19 protein-coding genes are annotated in these 15,117 nt (G+C 64.6%); 5 read left to right on the top strand and 14 right to left on the bottom strand.

Annotation, left to right across the window (positions count from 1 at the left end):
- Positions 1–203 precede the first annotated feature (203 nt).
- The 3 genes from EB231_RS06930 (at position 204) to EB231_RS06940 (ending at position 3,019) form a co-directional block, all read left to right on the top strand.
- Positions 204–650 carry a DUF1036 domain-containing protein gene (locus EB231_RS06930; RefSeq protein WP_246741001.1) on the top strand — a complete coding sequence of 149 codons (447 nt, stop codon included), beginning with the start codon at positions 204–206 and terminating at the stop codon, positions 648–650.
- Positions 647–2,083 (top strand): pyruvate kinase, encoded by a 1,437-nt coding sequence (gene pyk / locus EB231_RS06935; RefSeq protein ID WP_172348177.1) that lies wholly within the window; start codon positions 647–649, stop codon positions 2,081–2,083. Before EB231_RS06930 ends, pyk begins: the two co-directional genes overlap by 4 nt.
- A gap of 201 nt (positions 2,084–2,284) precedes the next feature.
- Complete coding sequence (locus tag EB231_RS06940) at positions 2,285–3,019, top strand: L,D-transpeptidase (protein WP_172348178.1); 735 nt, start codon at positions 2,285–2,287, stop codon at positions 3,017–3,019.
- Positions 3,020–3,064: 45 nt separating this feature from the next.
- Here the strand turns inward: EB231_RS06940 and EB231_RS06945 are convergent, their stop codons facing one another.
- The 3 genes from EB231_RS06945 to ykgO form a co-directional block, all read right to left on the bottom strand.
- The gene (locus EB231_RS06945) at positions 3,065–4,132 is read right to left on the bottom strand and encodes an alpha/beta fold hydrolase (protein WP_172348179.1); all 1,068 of its coding nucleotides are present in this window, start codon (positions 4,130–4,132) and stop codon (positions 3,065–3,067) included.
- A gap of 111 nt (positions 4,133–4,243) precedes the next feature.
- The gene (locus EB231_RS06950; protein WP_172348180.1) at positions 4,244–4,852 is read right to left on the bottom strand and encodes a tetratricopeptide repeat protein; all 609 of its coding nucleotides are present in this window, start codon (positions 4,850–4,852) and stop codon (positions 4,244–4,246) included.
- A 108-nt stretch (positions 4,853–4,960) separates the two neighbouring features.
- Complete coding sequence (ykgO, locus tag EB231_RS06955; RefSeq protein WP_006327841.1) at positions 4,961–5,086, bottom strand: type B 50S ribosomal protein L36; 126 nt, start codon at positions 5,084–5,086, stop codon at positions 4,961–4,963.
- Positions 5,087–5,317: 231 nt separating this feature from the next.
- Here ykgO and EB231_RS06960 point away from each other — a divergent pair, with 231 nt between their 5' ends.
- Entirely contained in the window at positions 5,318–5,740 is a 423-nt protein-coding gene (locus EB231_RS06960; protein WP_172348181.1) for a lysozyme inhibitor LprI family protein, read from the top strand.
- A 92-nt stretch (positions 5,741–5,832) separates the two neighbouring features.
- Here EB231_RS06960 and EB231_RS06965 read toward each other — a convergent pair whose 3' ends face one another.
- The 11 genes from EB231_RS06965 to EB231_RS07015 form a co-directional block, all read right to left on the bottom strand.
- Positions 5,833–6,921, bottom strand: coding sequence for a 5-(carboxyamino)imidazole ribonucleotide synthase (locus tag EB231_RS06965; RefSeq protein WP_172348182.1), 1,089 nt, complete (start codon positions 6,919–6,921; stop codon positions 5,833–5,835).
- The gene (gene purE / locus EB231_RS06970; protein ID WP_027141852.1) at positions 6,918–7,415 is read right to left on the bottom strand and encodes a 5-(carboxyamino)imidazole ribonucleotide mutase; all 498 of its coding nucleotides are present in this window, start codon (positions 7,413–7,415) and stop codon (positions 6,918–6,920) included. The genes EB231_RS06965 and purE overlap by 4 nt, the downstream gene beginning before the upstream one ends.
- A 99-nt stretch (positions 7,416–7,514) precedes the next feature.
- Positions 7,515–8,423 (bottom strand): anti-sigma factor family protein, encoded by a 909-nt coding sequence (locus EB231_RS06975; RefSeq protein WP_172348183.1) that lies wholly within the window; start codon positions 8,421–8,423, stop codon positions 7,515–7,517.
- Positions 8,420–8,959 carry a sigma-70 family RNA polymerase sigma factor gene (locus EB231_RS06980; protein ID WP_172348184.1) on the bottom strand — a complete coding sequence of 180 codons (540 nt, stop codon included), beginning with the start codon at positions 8,957–8,959 and terminating at the stop codon, positions 8,420–8,422. Before EB231_RS06980 ends, EB231_RS06975 begins: the two co-directional genes overlap by 4 nt.
- Positions 8,960–9,005: 46 nt before the next feature.
- Complete coding sequence (locus tag EB231_RS06985) at positions 9,006–9,209, bottom strand: hypothetical protein (RefSeq protein WP_172348185.1); 204 nt, start codon at positions 9,207–9,209, stop codon at positions 9,006–9,008.
- Positions 9,210–9,350: 141 nt separating this feature from the next.
- Positions 9,351–10,556, bottom strand: coding sequence for an aminotransferase class V-fold PLP-dependent enzyme (locus EB231_RS06990; RefSeq protein WP_172348186.1), 1,206 nt, complete (start codon positions 10,554–10,556; stop codon positions 9,351–9,353).
- Between the two features lie 25 nt (positions 10,557–10,581).
- Positions 10,582–11,043, bottom strand: a complete 462-nt coding sequence (locus EB231_RS06995; protein WP_010911960.1) for a RidA family protein — start codon at positions 11,041–11,043, stop codon at positions 10,582–10,584.
- 70 nt (positions 11,044–11,113) lie between these two features.
- Entirely contained in the window at positions 11,114–11,908 is a 795-nt protein-coding gene (locus EB231_RS07000; RefSeq protein WP_172348187.1) for an amino acid ABC transporter ATP-binding protein, read from the bottom strand.
- A gap of 3 nt (positions 11,909–11,911) precedes the next feature.
- Positions 11,912–12,562 (bottom strand): amino acid ABC transporter permease, encoded by a 651-nt coding sequence (locus EB231_RS07005; RefSeq protein WP_172348188.1) that lies wholly within the window; start codon positions 12,560–12,562, stop codon positions 11,912–11,914.
- 1 nt (position 12,563) lies between these two features.
- Positions 12,564–13,229 (bottom strand): amino acid ABC transporter permease, encoded by a 666-nt coding sequence (locus tag EB231_RS07010; RefSeq protein WP_172348189.1) that lies wholly within the window; start codon positions 13,227–13,229, stop codon positions 12,564–12,566.
- Positions 13,230–13,302: 73 nt separating this feature from the next.
- Positions 13,303–14,133 (bottom strand): transporter substrate-binding domain-containing protein, encoded by an 831-nt coding sequence (locus EB231_RS07015; protein ID WP_171883346.1) that lies wholly within the window; start codon positions 14,131–14,133, stop codon positions 13,303–13,305.
- A gap of 171 nt (positions 14,134–14,304) precedes the next feature.
- Between EB231_RS07015 and EB231_RS07020 the strand changes: the two genes are divergently transcribed.
- Positions 14,305–15,093, top strand: a complete 789-nt coding sequence (locus EB231_RS07020) for an IclR family transcriptional regulator (protein ID WP_172348190.1) — start codon at positions 14,305–14,307, stop codon at positions 15,091–15,093.
- The last annotated feature ends 24 nt before the right edge of the window (positions 15,094–15,117 follow it).

Consider the following 15,117-nt stretch of genomic DNA (forward strand, 5'->3'; position numbering starts at 1 on the left):
GGCCAAGGTTTCCGATGAAATCTGGCAAGGGGCGACGGATAGTGCGCCGGGAGCCTTCCTAAATCGATTGGAATTGGTCCAAACGGCGCGTTGACATGCGCGCGGACTTTTCCGAAAAGGGGCGCAGAGAGATGCTGATGTGGTTCTTGAGGGGTATTGGGATGGGTTCCGCCGGCAGGCAGCGCATGCGCTCTGCCTTTGCCATGCCGCTCCTGATCCTGACCGTTGGGGTGTCGGCGATGGTCATGGCCTCGCCGGCGCGCGCCGATTTCCGCGTCTGCAACGCCACGCAGAACCTGGTCGGCGTCGGCATCGGCTATCGCGCCAAGGCCGGCTGGATCACCGAGGGCTGGTGGCACATTGAAGGATCGAGCTGCAAGACGTTGATCGAAGGGCCGCTGTCATCAAGGTTTTACTATCTTTATGCAGAAGACGCCGAGCGCGGTGGACGCTGGGACGGCCCGATCAACATGTGCGTGGCTGAAAAAGAGTTCAAGATCGCCGGCGTAAACGACTGCGTCGCCCGGGGCTTCCAGCGCGCCGGATTTCAGGAATATGACACGGGCGAACAGGCAAGCTGGATGGTCCAGCTGACCGATGAGCCCGCAACGGGAGGCCCCCCAGCCGCCCCGGGAACCAACAGTCAATGAGACGCAGCCGCAAGGTCAAGATCCTAGCCACAATCGGTCCGGCCTCCTCCTCCGAGGAGATGCTGAAGAAGCTGTTCGAAGCGGGCGCCGATGTGTTCCGCATCAATATGAGCCATACAGATCACGAGCTGATGCGCACGCTGGTCGGACGCATCCGGGCCGTCGAGGAGCAGGTTGGCCGGCCGATCGGTATCCTCGCCGACCTGCAAGGCCCCAAGCTGCGCGTCGGCAAGTTCGCCAATGGCAAGGAAGTGCTGACACCGGGCCAGACCTTCACGCTCGACGACAATCCCGAGCCGGGCACGTCGACCAGGGTCTACCTGCCGCATCCGGAAATCCTGAGTTCGGTCGAGGCCGGTCACCGTCTTTTGATCGACGACGGCAAGCTCGAACTGAAGGCGGTGAAAAGCGACGGCAAGTCGATCGTCTGCACCGTCGTCGCAGGCACCACGATTTCCGACAAGAAGGGCGTCAGCCTGCCCGACACCGACCTGCCGGTCGGCGCGCTGACCGAGAAGGACCGCAAGGACCTCGACGCGGTGCTCGCAACGGGCGTCGACTGGATCGCGCTGTCCTTCGTGCAGCGCCCAGAAGATCTGGCCGAAGCGCGCAAGATCGCGCGCGGCCGGGCGCTGATCATGGCCAAGATCGAAAAGCCGCAGGCCGTTTCCCGGCTGGCCGAGATCATCGAATTGTCCGACGCGCTGATGGTCGCCCGCGGCGATCTCGGCGTCGAAATGCCGCTCGAAGCCGTGCCCGGCATTCAGAAGCAGATCACGCGCGCCGCGCGCCGCGCCGGAAAGCCGGTGGTGGTCGCCACGCAGATGCTGGAATCGATGATCACCGCACCGGTGCCGACCCGCGCCGAAGTGTCGGATGTTTCGATCGCCGTGTTCGAAGGCGCCGATGCCATCATGCTGTCGGCGGAATCGGCGGCGGGTGCCTATCCGGTCGAAGCGGTGGCGATGATGAACCGCATCGCCACCAAGGTCGAAACCGATCCGACCTATGCCGGCATCATCAACGCGCAGCGCTCCGAGCCGGAAGCGACCGGCGCCGACGCCATTTCGCTGGCCGCCCGTGAAATCGCCGAAACGCTGAAACTGTCGGCCATCATCACCTACACCGCGTCCGGCACCACCGGCCTGCGTGCCGCCCGTGAGCGTCCCCAGGTGCCGATCATCGCGCTGTCGCCGATCGTCAACACCGCGCGGCGGCTATCGCTTTTGTGGGGCACGCATTGCGTGGTCTCGCCCGATGCCACCGATCTCGACGACATGGTCAACCGCGCCTGCCGCATTGCGCTGGAAGAAGAGTTCGGCAAGCCCGGCGACCGCGTCATCATCACGGCCGGTGTGCCGCTGAGGACGCCCGGCTCGACCAACATGCTGCGCATCGCCTATGTCGGCTCGGACGTGCAAAGCAGCCGGTAATCTGCTGATTTCCCGACGCAACCATCCGGCGCGATTTTGTGCCGAGGTCGCCGTGGCCATATTGCAACGAAGGCACGGACAATGATCCCGGCCTTTGTCTCGACACAGGGTCGCCGCGATCGCCTCCACAAGGCACGGGTGAGGCGGCATCAACGGTCGCCCCTCGCCGTCGGCCTTCCCATCATTTTGAGAGTATAGTGAATGTCATCTCTTGTTTCGCGCCGGTCGCTTCTGACCGGGCTGTCGCTTGTTGGCGTCTCGGCCATCTCGGCCTGTGCCCAAATGCCCAGACAGTCGATCGGCATGGCAGCTCCTCTCAATCCGCCGCCGCTCGAGCCGGCACCAGAAAAGGCGCCGATCGAAGATGCGGCGCCTGAAGCCGCCGCCCCGGCGTCGCCCGATTACGCCAGCATGTATAGCGCGGCCGAAGATGGCGGCCATTCGCTGCCGGCGATTCCCGTCAGCAAGGTCGACGGCCGGTTCCTGCGGCAGATCGTCGACGATCCGACTGGAGAAAAGCCCGGCACGATCGTGGTCAACACGACAGACAAGCACCTTTACTGGGTGCTCGAGGACGGCAAGGCGATGCGCTATGGCGTCGGCTTGGGGCGCCAGGGTTATTCCTGGAAGGGCCGCGCGATCGTCCAGTGGAAACGCAAATGGCCGACCTGGACGCCGCCTTCGGCAATGATCCGCAGGGATCCGAAGCTGGAAAAATGGCGCCAGGGCATGCAGCCCGGTGTCAGCAACCCACTGGGGTCACGCGCGCTGTACATCTTCAAGGACGGCGTCGACACGCTCTATCGGATTCATGGATCGCCGGACTGGAAGTCCATCGGCAAGTCAGCGTCATCGGGCTGCGTGCGCATGTTCAACCAGGATGTCATGGATCTTTACGAGCGGGTTCCTGGCAAGACACCGCTGCTGGTCATCTAGCGTAGGGCTCAGCGTAGCCGCCTCTTCCCTGTCGGCCAAAGGAGATCAGGTCGGAGCGAGCTCGGCCTGAGGCTCCTTGAGGTCGGCGCATTTGCCGGCGCCATAGGCGTCGCCGGCAATCCGCGCTTCCGCCGTTCTGGCCATCGCCGCCAGATCGATATCCTTGCCGGCGACCTTCTCGATAGCGCCGACGACGAGGTCGGGGGTGATCCAGTCCGGCTTGTGGCCGAGATTGTGCACCCAGACGAGCTCGGCGCCAGCTATGTCGCGTACCAAGCCGACGGAATGGATGTGGGCGTAGACGACCTTGTCGCGGTCGCCCGAAATGACCACGGTCGGTGCCGTGATCTCGTTGTAGTGCGGTGCGGCACCAAGCGCGTAGCTGTAGAGGCCGGCAACGTCGGTGGCATTGGCGCGAAAGACCGATGGCCGCAACACCAGCGGGATCGCGGCCATGCCGAGATAATTGTCCGGCACCTTATTGGGCGCGAACACGCAGGTCGTGGCGTCCGCCATTTGCAGTGTTCCGGCCGGGTAGGTCAGCGTCTTGGAAAACAACCAGCCGACCACCGGAATGGTGGTCAGGTCGTAGTACCAGGACGTCGCGCCGCCCGGCCAGGGATGGGTTGCCGGCGCCAGGAAGACGAGACCGAGCGTCTTGTCGGCATGCTCGCGGCCGAAAGCGGCTGTGACCACGCCGCCGAAGGAGTGGCCGACGATGATCGCCTTCCTGATGCCGAGACGGTCCATCAGGGCGGCGATGGTGGCCGCCTGCGCCGAAGGGTTTTCATTGTTGCCGGCGCCGCGCCCGGACCAGCCATGACCCGGCCGGTCGAAGAACAGCATCTCGGCGCGGCCTTCGAGCTCCGGCCTCAGCGGCAGCATCTGATCCCTCAGATTGGCGCTGGCGCCGTGGATGAAGACGATTGGCGGCAGGTCCGCCTTGGTGGAGGCGGGGATATGGACATAATGGATGCGTGCGCCTTTGATGTCGGCAAATTCGCCAACCGGCTGGTCGCGGCGCTCGATCAGCCATGAGCCGACGCGGGTAACGCCGATCAGGGCAAGGACGAGTGCGAGGATAAAGGCGACCGCGGCGTAGATCAGGTTCATGTGGGGAGATACGAGGTGGGACGGGATTAGTTCTGGTAGGGCAGTAGGGCTGTGGGTTCCGCAGGATCCCCTACTGCCCTGCTGCCGTATTCCCTTACTCCCTTCAGAGTATCAAATGCCTTCGCCGGCAAGCTCTTCCGAAAGGGTGGCGACCTGGTCCTGGGCGCTGCGCATCATCGGGTAGATGGCCAGCACCTTCTGCCAGGCTTCGAGCGCCGACTGCTTGTGGTCGGTCAAAGCCATGATCTGCGCCAGACCCGACAGCGCGCCGAAATGGCGCGGCTCAAGCTGCAGCGTGCGGTCGATGTCCGACATCGACTTGCCGTAGTTCTTCATCATGAAATGCACCGTGGCGCGCCGGTTCCAGCCCTCGGCATAGCTCGGCTGCAAGGTCACCACCTGGTCGAGGAAATCGAGCGCGACGTCGAACTTCTGGTTGTCCATCGCTTTTTGCGACCACAGCATCATCAGGTCGATCGAGGCGCTGCCGGACTGGGACCATTCGTTCCAGATATTGCCGGCGATGCGTTCGGCGGCTTTTTCGTTGCGTTCGCGCTTGAGGTCGGAGAACAGCTTGTCCAGCCGAGCCTGTTTGGTCATCGGCGGCGCCGGAGCCTCCGGGGTGGCGGGCACTGCCGGCTGGTCGTCCGCGGCTCTGGCCGGCAAGCTTATGGCACCGCAAACAAGCAGAGCTGTCAAAAATGCAAAAAGAATCCGCATCGCCCGATCCTAGTCCCGGGCGGCGGAACATCAAAGTGATTTTAGCGTGAGAAGGTCGGCGGGCCGACAAGCATCAAGGGGCGGAGGCAAAAGCCTCCGGCCGAAAACTCAACCCTGGCGCGCCTTGTAGCGCGGGGCGGTCTTGTTGATGATGTAAACGCGGCCCTTGCGGCGAACCAACTGGTTGTCGCGGTGACGCGCCTTCAGCGCCTTGAGCGAATTCTTGATCTTCATGGTCTTGCCTGTCGGTGTGGACCCGGTGCCGGGTCGAAATTTTAAGGCGCGCCAGAAGACGCGCCTTTTGAACGGTGGGTGGCTCATAAACGAGGACCCTTGTCCGTGTCAACCGCAAGCGTGCGCCGCATCCTGATATCATCAAATATCCGCAATGTCGTCCCGGCGGCATTGCACCGCTCCGGGCGGACTGGGAAGATACGCTGTATCTCAAGTGATTTGGGGACCATCATGCGCCCAACGTTCTTGTCCGCCTGCCTTGTCTTGTTGGTGGGAGCGTCGGTTGCTCGCGCACAGGAATGCGACCGCTCCGACGACAGCCAGCAGATGATGAACATCTGTGCCGGAGCGGATTACCAGGCCGCCGACGCCAAGCTCAACGCGGCCTATCAGAACCTGATCGGCTCGGATGATGCCGATGGCAAGAGATTGCTGCAGGCGGCGCAGCGCGCCTGGATCGCTTTCCGCGACGCCGAATGCGCGCATACCACCGCCGCCAGCACGGGCGGTTCCATCCACGCGATGGAGGTTTCGCAATGCCTGACCCGGTTGACCAACGACCGCATCAAACAACTCGCCGCCTCGGCCAATTGCGAGGAAGGCGATGCGAACTGCGCCAGTTCCGACGAGGTTGAAGGCGACGAGGTGCAGTAAACTGCGTCCGCGATAAAGCGGTTCACCGTTTCACGGAAACGCCGATCCGATCTATCTTATTGTTTGCACGCAATTCCGGACGGAAAACCGTGTCACACTTTTCCTGGAATTGCTCCAGTGATGCGGGTGAAGTGGCCCATCTTGCGGCCGGGCCGCGCCTCGGCCTTGCCGTAGAGATGCAGCATCAGATCGGGCTCGGCCAGCAGGGCCGGCACGCGCAGCACGTCGTCGCCGATCAGGTTTTCCATCACGCAATCGGAATGGCGATCCGGGCTGCCGAGCGGCAGGCCGGCAACGGCACGGATGTGCTGCTCGAACTGTGAAACGACGCAGGCGGCTTCGGTCCAGTGGCCGGAATTGTGGACGCGCGGGGCGATCTCGTTGGCCAGTAGCGAACCGTCGGCCAGCACGAAGAACTCGACGCCGATGACGCCGACATAGTCGAGCGCGGACAATATCCTCGATGCAGCCGCACGCGCCGCTGCCGCCGTCTCGGGCGTGATGGCGGCCGGCAAGGTCGAAGTGTGGAGAATGCCGTTGCGATGCACATTCTCGGCCGGGTCATAAGCGACGACCGCTCCGTCCAGCCCCCGTGCCGCGATCACGGAGATTTCGCGATCGAACGGCACGAAGCTTTCCAGGATCAGCGGTACATTGCCCATCGCCTCGCAGGTGCCGGCGAAGCCGCCCGTTTCCATGTTGCGGAAGACCCGCTGGCCCTTGCCGTCGTAGCCCATGCGCCGCGTCTTCAGGATGCCGCTGCCGCCGAATGTCTTCAGCGCCGCCGTCAGCTCGCCGTCGGTGTCGACCGGACGAAAATCGGCGGTGGCGATGCCGATGCCGTTGAGGAATGTCTTTTCGTTCACCCGATCCTGCGCCACGTCAAGCGCGCGCGCCGGCGGATAGACCGCGACGTTGGCGGCAAGCGCTTCTGCCGCGGCGACCGGCACGTTCTCGAACTCGTAGGTAATGACGGCACTCGCGGCCGCCAGTTCGGCAAGGGCGGCTGGATCGTCATAGGCAGCTGTTATCTGCCGGTTGGCGACCTGGGCAGCGGGGCAATCCGGCTGCGGCTCCAGCACGATGGTGCGGTAGCCGAGGCGGGCGGCGGCCATCGCCAGCATGCGGCCAAGCTGGCCGCCGCCGATGATTCCGATGGTCGATCCGGCGGGCAGGCTCACGGCGTATCCGTCGGTTCAGCGGCGACCTTGGCGGTCTGCGAGGCTCGCCAGGCGTCGAGCCGCTGGGCGAGCTTGTCGTCGTTCAGGGCCAGCACGGCGGCGGCCAGGAGGGCTGCATTGGCCGCACCGGCCTTGCCGATGGCCAGCGTCCCCACCGGAATGCCGGCCGGCATCTGCACGATTGAGAGCAGCGAATCCTGTCCCGACAGCGCCTTCGATTCCACCGGCACGCCGAATACCGGCAACGGTGTCATCGCCGCCGTCATGCCGGGCAGGTGCGCCGCACCCCCGGCGCCGGCGATGATCACCTTGTAGCCGGCGGCCTTGGCGCCCTTGGCGAATTCATAGAGCCGGTCGGGCGTGCGATGCGCTGATATGATCAGCCGTTTGTGCGGAACGCCCAGCGCCTCCAGCGTTTCGGCAGCCTGGCGCATCGTCGCCCAGTCGGACTGGCTGCCCATGATGATGGCGACGTCGGCGCGTTGGTCGTTCAAGCTATTGCTCCCCGGCGACAAAGGCGCGCCTTAGCGGAATTCGCGCGGGGCCGCAAGGATTTCAGGCCATCGGCCAGATGCCGACGGCCACAATCCGGGTCAAACCGCCGCCTTGCGGAAGCGGGCGACGAAGTCGTCAAGCTCGGGCCGTTCCATGTCGGAGATCGCCCAATAGGAGAAGGCGCCGTCGCTCCATTGCACCATCGAGAAGCCGCCCGAAGAAAGGTCGTCGGGCTGAGTGGCCTTGCCGCCCTGCTTCGGTTCGGCGACCAGCGTGATCAGGTGTTCGCGGTGGCGGTAGACCAGGGCCGGCACCGGCCTGCCCGATATCACCTCGACCCGACCGCCGATCAGCGCGTAACCGTCCTGGGCAAGGTCCGGCGCCGGCGGCGAGACGCCGATCCGGGCGTCGAGCCAAGGCTTGACCGTATGGCGGTCGGACGAGACGATGTCGATCGGGCTCGCCGCAAGCAGGCTGCGGCGATGGCCGCTGGCGACCGCGGCGGCAAAGCCGTCATCGACGCCACTCTGCATCACCCATTGCGTCGCCCCGCTGGCGAGCACCGCGCTGATCATGATCGACGCCGCCATGGCGCGCCAATCGAACGAGCCGAAGCGGCGCGCTCTTGGCGATGGGCGCGCCAGGGAAGGACGTGTCCCGGCTTCCCGTCTCTGGCCGCCGCCGGCGCCTGCAATCAATCCCGGCAATGCCGACGGCGCGCCCCGCTGCGGCTGCGCCACCTCGGCCGGCGCCTGTTGTTCGGTGCCGGCCATGCCGATCGCCGCAATGCGGGCGCGAAAGGCGTCGCTGACATCGGGGCGCGGCAAGCGGCTGACGGCGCCTTGCAAGGCGACAATGCGGGCATGCTCGGCGGCAAGCGTGGGGTCGGCAGCGATGCGCCGTTCCACGGCCAGTGCCGCGGCCGCATCGAGTTCGCCATCTACCAGAGCGTGGATCATCAGCCTGATGCCTTCGGGATCATTGGGCAGTCCGTCGTCGTGCGTCATGACGCTCTCCCCAGTTCAGACGCCAGCAGACCGCGGGCACGCGCCAGCCTGGACATGACCGTGCCGATCGGCACGGCAAGCATGGCCGATATTTCGCGGTAGCTGAGGCCGTTGATATCGCGCAGCACCAGCGTTTCGCGAAATGGCTGTGGCAAGGCGGCGATCGCGGCCTCGAGTGCCGCCGTATCGGCCCTGGCGATCAGGCTCGCCTCCGGGCCGTCCTCGTCCGGCAGGCTGCTGCCGTGTGCCGCGGCCATGTCGTCGAGATCGCCGAGATCGCCGACGGCCATCATGGCGCGCGGCCGGTTGCGCGACATCCAGGTGTAGGAGGTGTTGCGCACGATGGTCAGCAGCCAGGCGCGGGCGTTGCCGCCGGCATAGCCTGACATGCCGGCATGTGCCTTGATGCAGGCGTCCTGCACGACATCCTCGGCGTCGGCGGCATTGCCGGTCAGCCAGCGGGCAAGCGCCAGCGCGTCGCCGAGATGCGGCAGCACCACCTCGTTGAAGCGTTGTGCCTGCGCCCTCTCGCTCAAAGCAGCACCATGATCCGATACCCCGGGAGGAACAGGCCGTGCGCTTTCAGAGAGCGACGGCGATCTTGCCCTGCCTGCGCGGGCGAAACCCGCGGAAGCAGGCAACGCCGCCTGCTGTGGTGAAAGTGAATTCATCTGTGTCACCAGTGTCAAGCGTCCTGAAGGAGGGACTGGTGACGATCTTGCTCGCCAGCACATGGTGACGGCTGACGCCGCAACCATATCCGCTGTCCTGGCAATGATGCGGCATGCCGATCTCCTCAACGCCAGCAGTGGCGTATACCGAGGAGACTTGTCGCGCCGCCGGTTTATTCCCGCCGCGTGCAAATCCGGCTGATCACAGTCGTGTGATCGGCCCGGGGCATTTCGGGATTGCCGGTCGGCCTGGTACTCAATCCGGCCAGCGCAAGACGCCGGACGAATCCTTGTGGGCGGCTTTCATCGCATCGGCGGGACGGTCCTTCGCGGTTAGTATGGCGCGCAGCCGTTCCGCGACGATCTCGGCCTCGCCGGGATGCAGATTGCAGGGGTCGAGGAAGAAATGGCCGCGCTCGATCTCGTGGTTGCGCACGATGATCGGCGGCGAGCCCGAGGCAAGCGCCGAGGTGAGCCCGGCGGCGGTAAAGCGGCTCTCCGGCGATACGAAGATCTGCAGCCGGTCGAGCGGATTGGCTGTCGGGTCGGGAATGATCTTGGCAAAGATGCCTGGGATCCCCTGCAGCGCGTCCTTCCACAGGTTGAGCGCGGCCTCCTCGCGCCGGCGGATGCCGGCGTGGTCGCGCTTCTCCCAGGCTTCCAGTGCCGCCATGGTGCCGGCGATGCTTTCCTTGCCGACCTTCATGGCCCGCGCCACGCCGCGGTTCTGCAGATAGGCTGATCGCACCAGATCCTTGCGGCCGGTGACGATGCCGCTGGTCGGCCCGCTCAGGAATTTGTGGCCGCTGTAGATGACGACGTCGGCGCCGCGCGCCAGAAAACCGCGCAGATCGTATTCGGACGCGGCATCGACGATCACCGGCACGCCCTTGGCGTGGCAGATCTCGCAGAACTCCTCCAGCGACAGCATGCCGTACTGCACGGTGTGGTGGGCGACGACGTAGAGGCCCGCAGCCGTGCGCTCATTGATCGCTTCACGCACATGATAGTCCTGCGTCACGCTGACCGTGCCGGCGGGTACCACCCTGGCGCCGGCGACGCGGACCGACTGGTCGATCGGTGCGCCGTAGTTGACGATGTGGCCAAGCTGGATGACGACCTCCGACTTGAGGTCGCCGGTATCATCGGGCAGACGCTCGATGGCGAGCAGGTTGGTTCCGGTCATCGCACCGGCGATCGCCATGGTGATGCCGCTGGCGCAGCAGGCGGTGATGAAGCCGGCCTCGCCGCCGGTGAGGCGCGCGACGACGGTGCTAGCGGCACGCTGCAGATCGTCCATCTCCACCCATTGCGAGGCCATTTCGGCCATGGCGCTGATCGCTTCCGGGACGATGATCGATGCGCCAAGCGCGGTCATGGTGCCCGAGACATTGATGATTGGCCTCAAGCCCAGCCGTTCGCGGATGGTGGTGTTGGAGCCGGTGTCGGAATAGGTTTTCATGTGAGCGGATCCCGTGGGTGGCAGATCAGGCGGCGATCTCGACGACCGCTTCGATTTCGACAGTGATGTTTCCAGGCAGCGAGCCGACGCCGATGGCCGAGCGGGCATGGCCGCCGATCTTGTCGAAGACATCGGCGAACAGGTCGGAACAGCCATTCACCACCTTTGGGTGGTCGCTGAAGGTCGGCGTCGCGTTGACGAAGCCGAGCAGCTTGACGACGCGCACGATGCGGCCGAGATCGCCGGCGGCGGCATGCATGACGGCGAGCAGATTGAGCCCGGTCAGGCGCGCATGCTCATAGGCCTGCTCGACGGTCACATCCTCGCCGACCTTGCCGGTGCAGAGCGTGCCGTCGGCGCGCAGCGGGCCCTGGCCGGACAGGAAGATCAGCCGCCCGCTCTCGGCATGGGTGACGAAGTTGGCGATCGGGGTTGGCGGCTCGGGCAGCGTCAGGCCCAGTTCGGCGAGCCGGATGTAAGGCGTCATGGAAGAAGGCTCCCTTGGTTGGCTTCAGCCATCCGATATTCAAAAATGAGACGGCGTCAGCCGTCCGATGTCAGAAATGCGAGGCGCGGAAGCGCGCCAGGAAGGTGCGGAGGCGCTCGTTGGTGGTCTCCGCCGCGAGAATCTCCTTGGGCGGGCCGACGGCGCTGACGCCGCCATCGGCCATGAAGACGATGCGGCTCGAGGCGTCGCGGGCAAAGGCCATTTCGTGCGTCACCATCAGCATCGTCATGCCGTCCTCGGCAAGGCTGCGCACCACGGCCAGCACCTCGCCGACCAGTTCGGGATCGAGCGCCGAAGTGATCTCGTCGAGCAAGAGGATCTTCGGCTCCATCGCCACGGCGCGTGCGATGCCGACGCGCTGCTGCTGGCCGCCGGAAAGCTCCGCCGGCAAGCTGTCGGCCTTGTGGGCGAGGCCGACGCGGCCGAGCCAGTGTTCGGCGGCCTGGCGCGCTTCGGCCTGGCTCTTCCCGCGCACCTTGGTCAAGCCCAGCATGATGTTGCCGGCCGCCGTCAGGTGCGGAAACAGGTTGAAGCTCTGGAAGACCATGCCGGTCTCGGCACGCATGGCGGCCAAGTCGCGCTCGCTGCGGCGCTGGCGCGTTCCGGCTGAGAGATAGCCGACCTCCTTGCCGTCGATGCGGATCGAGCCGCTATCGTAGCTTTCGAGGAAATTGACGCAGCGCAGCAGTGTTGTCTTGCCGCTCCCGGAGGGTCCGATGACGGTGACCACCTCGCCACGCTTAACCTGAAGGCTGACGGAACGCAGCACCTCGACGGCGCCGAAAGCCTTTGAGACATCGCGCACTTCGAGCAGTGCCGGATTGGCGTTTGTGGTGTCGGACATCTGCTATTCCCGAATGAAGGAGAAGCGCCGCTCGAGCCGCCGGCTGGCGAGCGAGAGCGCGTAGTTGACCGCGAAATAGATCAGCGCGCCGAGGATATAGAGCGGCATCGCCTCATAGGTGCGGCCGATGACCTGGTTGATGGCCTGCATCAAATCGGTGATGCCGAGCAGCGAGACCAGGGCGCTGCCCTTGACCGCGTCGGTGACGCCGTTGATCCAGGGCGGCAGGAAGCGCCTGAAGGCCTGCGGGAAGATGACGTAGGTCAGCCGCTGGCGGAAAGTCAGCCCGATCGCCATTGCGGCCTCGGACTGTCCCTTTGGAATCGAGGCGACCGCGCCCCTGAGATATTCGATGACCTGCGCCGTCTTGAACAGGGTCAGCGCCAGCACCGCCGCCCAGAACGACGGCAGATGAAGTCCGATGGCGGGCAGGCCGTAATAGACGAAGAACATCAGCACCAGGATCGGAATGCCACGGATGGTGTCCGAGAAGATGCGCACCGCCCAGCGCAACGGGGCGGGACCGTAGACCAGGGCGACGCCCAGCAGGACGCCGGCGATGAGCGACAGGACCACGACCAGAAGCGATACCCAAAGGGTCAGGGCGAAGCCTTTGGCGAGGAAAGGGAGAGCGTAGAGGATCTGGCCCAGCATATCAGCGCGCCGCCCTGAACCGGCGTTCGACGAGCCTGAGGGCAAAAAGCAAGGCGTAGCCGGTCACCAGATACATCGCCGTCGTCACCAGATAGACCTCGACGATCCGGAAGGTGTTGAAGTTGATCCACTGGGCGCCGAAGGTAAGCTCGGGCACCGAGATGACCGAGGCGATCGAGGTGTCCTTGAACAGCGAGATGAAGGTGTTGGACAGCGCCGGCAGCGTGATGCGCAGCATGGTCGGCAGGCGCACGTGGAGCAGCCTTTGCCAGGGTGTCAGGCCGATTGCCTTGCCGGCATCGAGCTGGCCGCGCGGGACAGCCTCCAGGCCCGAGCGAAACACCTCGACCAGATAGGCGCCGCTGTAGACCGAGAGTGTCAGGACAAACGAGGTCGGCGCGCTGTAGGCCAGGTCGACCACGGTCGGCAGGCCATAGAAGACAAGGTAGACCAGCAGGATCAGCGGCACGTTGCGGATGAATTCGACATAGGCGGCGATGATCGCTCGCACCACGCGCCCGGCCGAGACATACCAGACCGCGAGCACCAGCCCGATGACGACGCCGATGGCGATCGAGATGACGGCAAGCTCGAGGCTGAGCAGCAGACCGCCCCACAGTTTGTCGAAATGCCGCCAGATCAGATTGAAATTGAGGGCATAGCCCATGCGTCCGCCTCGGTGTGAAGGGCGTCGGAAGAAGTAGGCGGAAGGGCGCGGAATGCCCCTTCCGCCCGCTGGGTCAGATGACCGGGAACCCCGGATGACGCGCCGGCGGCTCCTGGCCGAAATAATCCTTGAAGGCGGCGTCATAGAGCGCCGATTCATGGCCGAACATGGCAATGGTGAAGGTCTGGTTGACGAAGGTCAGCCAGTCGAGGTCGCCTTGCCGAAGCGCGGCGCCGTAGAGCATCGAATACCAGCTCTTGCCGGCGTCGAAATATTTGTCCGGATTGCGCGAGGCGAGCCAGCGCACGGTGGACAGATCGACGGCGGCAGCGTCGGCGCGCTTGGATTCCAACGCCTGCAGAACGTTGGCCTGGGTGTCGATCTGCAGCACCTGCGCCTGCGGAAGGGCGTAGTGGACGGAGCTTTCGGCGTCGACATTCTGCAGGATGGAGATGCGCGTCGCCGAACCGCCGGCAAGCAGCTTGTCGAAGGTCTTGTTCTCGGCGGTGGGAAGCGTCAGCAGGGCAACGCCTTCGACATAGTACGGCCGGGTGAAATTGATCAACTGCGAGCGCTGCGCCGTCATCGTCATGAACTGGATGGTGATGTCGACCTTGTTGGTGGTGACGTTGGGGATGCGCTGCGCCGGATCCTGCATGACGAACTCGACCTTGGTCGGATCATCGAACAGGCCCTTGGCAAGGATGCGCCCCATGGTGATGTCCATGCCGACCAGTTCGCCGGCATCGTTCTCGAAATGCCAGGGCGCGTTGGTGCTGCCGGTGCCGACGATCAGCTTGCCGCGATCGAGCACGGTGCGCAGCAGGCTGTCGGACGCGGCCTGGGCGGCGGCCTTCTGCGCATCGACGGTTGCCAGCACGCCGGCGGTGGCCAGTCCCGCCATTCCCAATTTCAGAAAATCACGTCTTCCGGATGTGTCGTTCACGGCGACCTCCTTTCGTGTTGTGTTCCCCTATGCACAGGCAATACACGCGACGGTGATCATCAGAAGATTGTCTCTTACAAGAGACGCATGTATCCTGTACAAGACAGATACTACCACCAGGAATCGACAATGCAAGATGGCAATGCCTTGGCCGTTTCGGCCGACGAAAAGACGACGGCTTCCCGCGAAAAGGGCCTCAACCGGGTGCTCGAGATCCTGGACTTCCTGCACACGACGCAGCGCGCGATCGGCATCGGCGACCTTGCCAAGGGGGTGAATGCGCCGCGCTCGACGACCTACACGCTGGTGCGCTCGCTGGTCGACGCAGGCCTGCTGGAAATGGCCGGCGACGGCAACCGCGTCTATTTCGGCAAGAAACTCTATCTCTATGGAATGGACTATGTGCGCGGCAACGATCTGCTGCGGCGCGGGCGCCAGGAGGTCGACCATCTGTCGCGCGAGACCGGGGAAACCTCGGAACTGTGCATGCTGCAGAGCGGCCGCTACACCATCGTCCACTCCAGCCCCGGCACCAGGCCGTTCCGCATCAGCTCGGCCACCGGCCTGCAGATACCGCTGCCCTGGACCGCTTCGGGCCGGCTGCTTCTGGCGGGGCTGGAGCGGGCCGCGATCGAGGACATGGTGTCGCAGGACGATCTCGTGCTGCCCGATGGTCGCAAGCTGCGGCTCGATGATTTCATCGCCGACATCGCCAAAGCGCGGGTCACCGGCTACTGCGTCACCTCGGGGCTTGTCGACGCCTACACCAAATGCCTTGCCGTGCCGGTCTTTTCAGCGCCGGGCAAGGTCGAGGCGACGATGTGCCTGGTGGTTCCGATCGATACCACCGAGGAGCGGACCGGCAGTCTCATCGGCCTGCTGCGCGAGCGGGCCGGCAGGCTCTCTATCGGGGGATAGGCGAAACGTGACGAGGATCGCGCG

Source organism: Mesorhizobium sp. NZP2298 (genome assembly GCF_013170825.1).
In the GTDB taxonomy this organism is placed as follows: Bacteria; Pseudomonadota; Alphaproteobacteria; order Rhizobiales; family Rhizobiaceae; genus Mesorhizobium.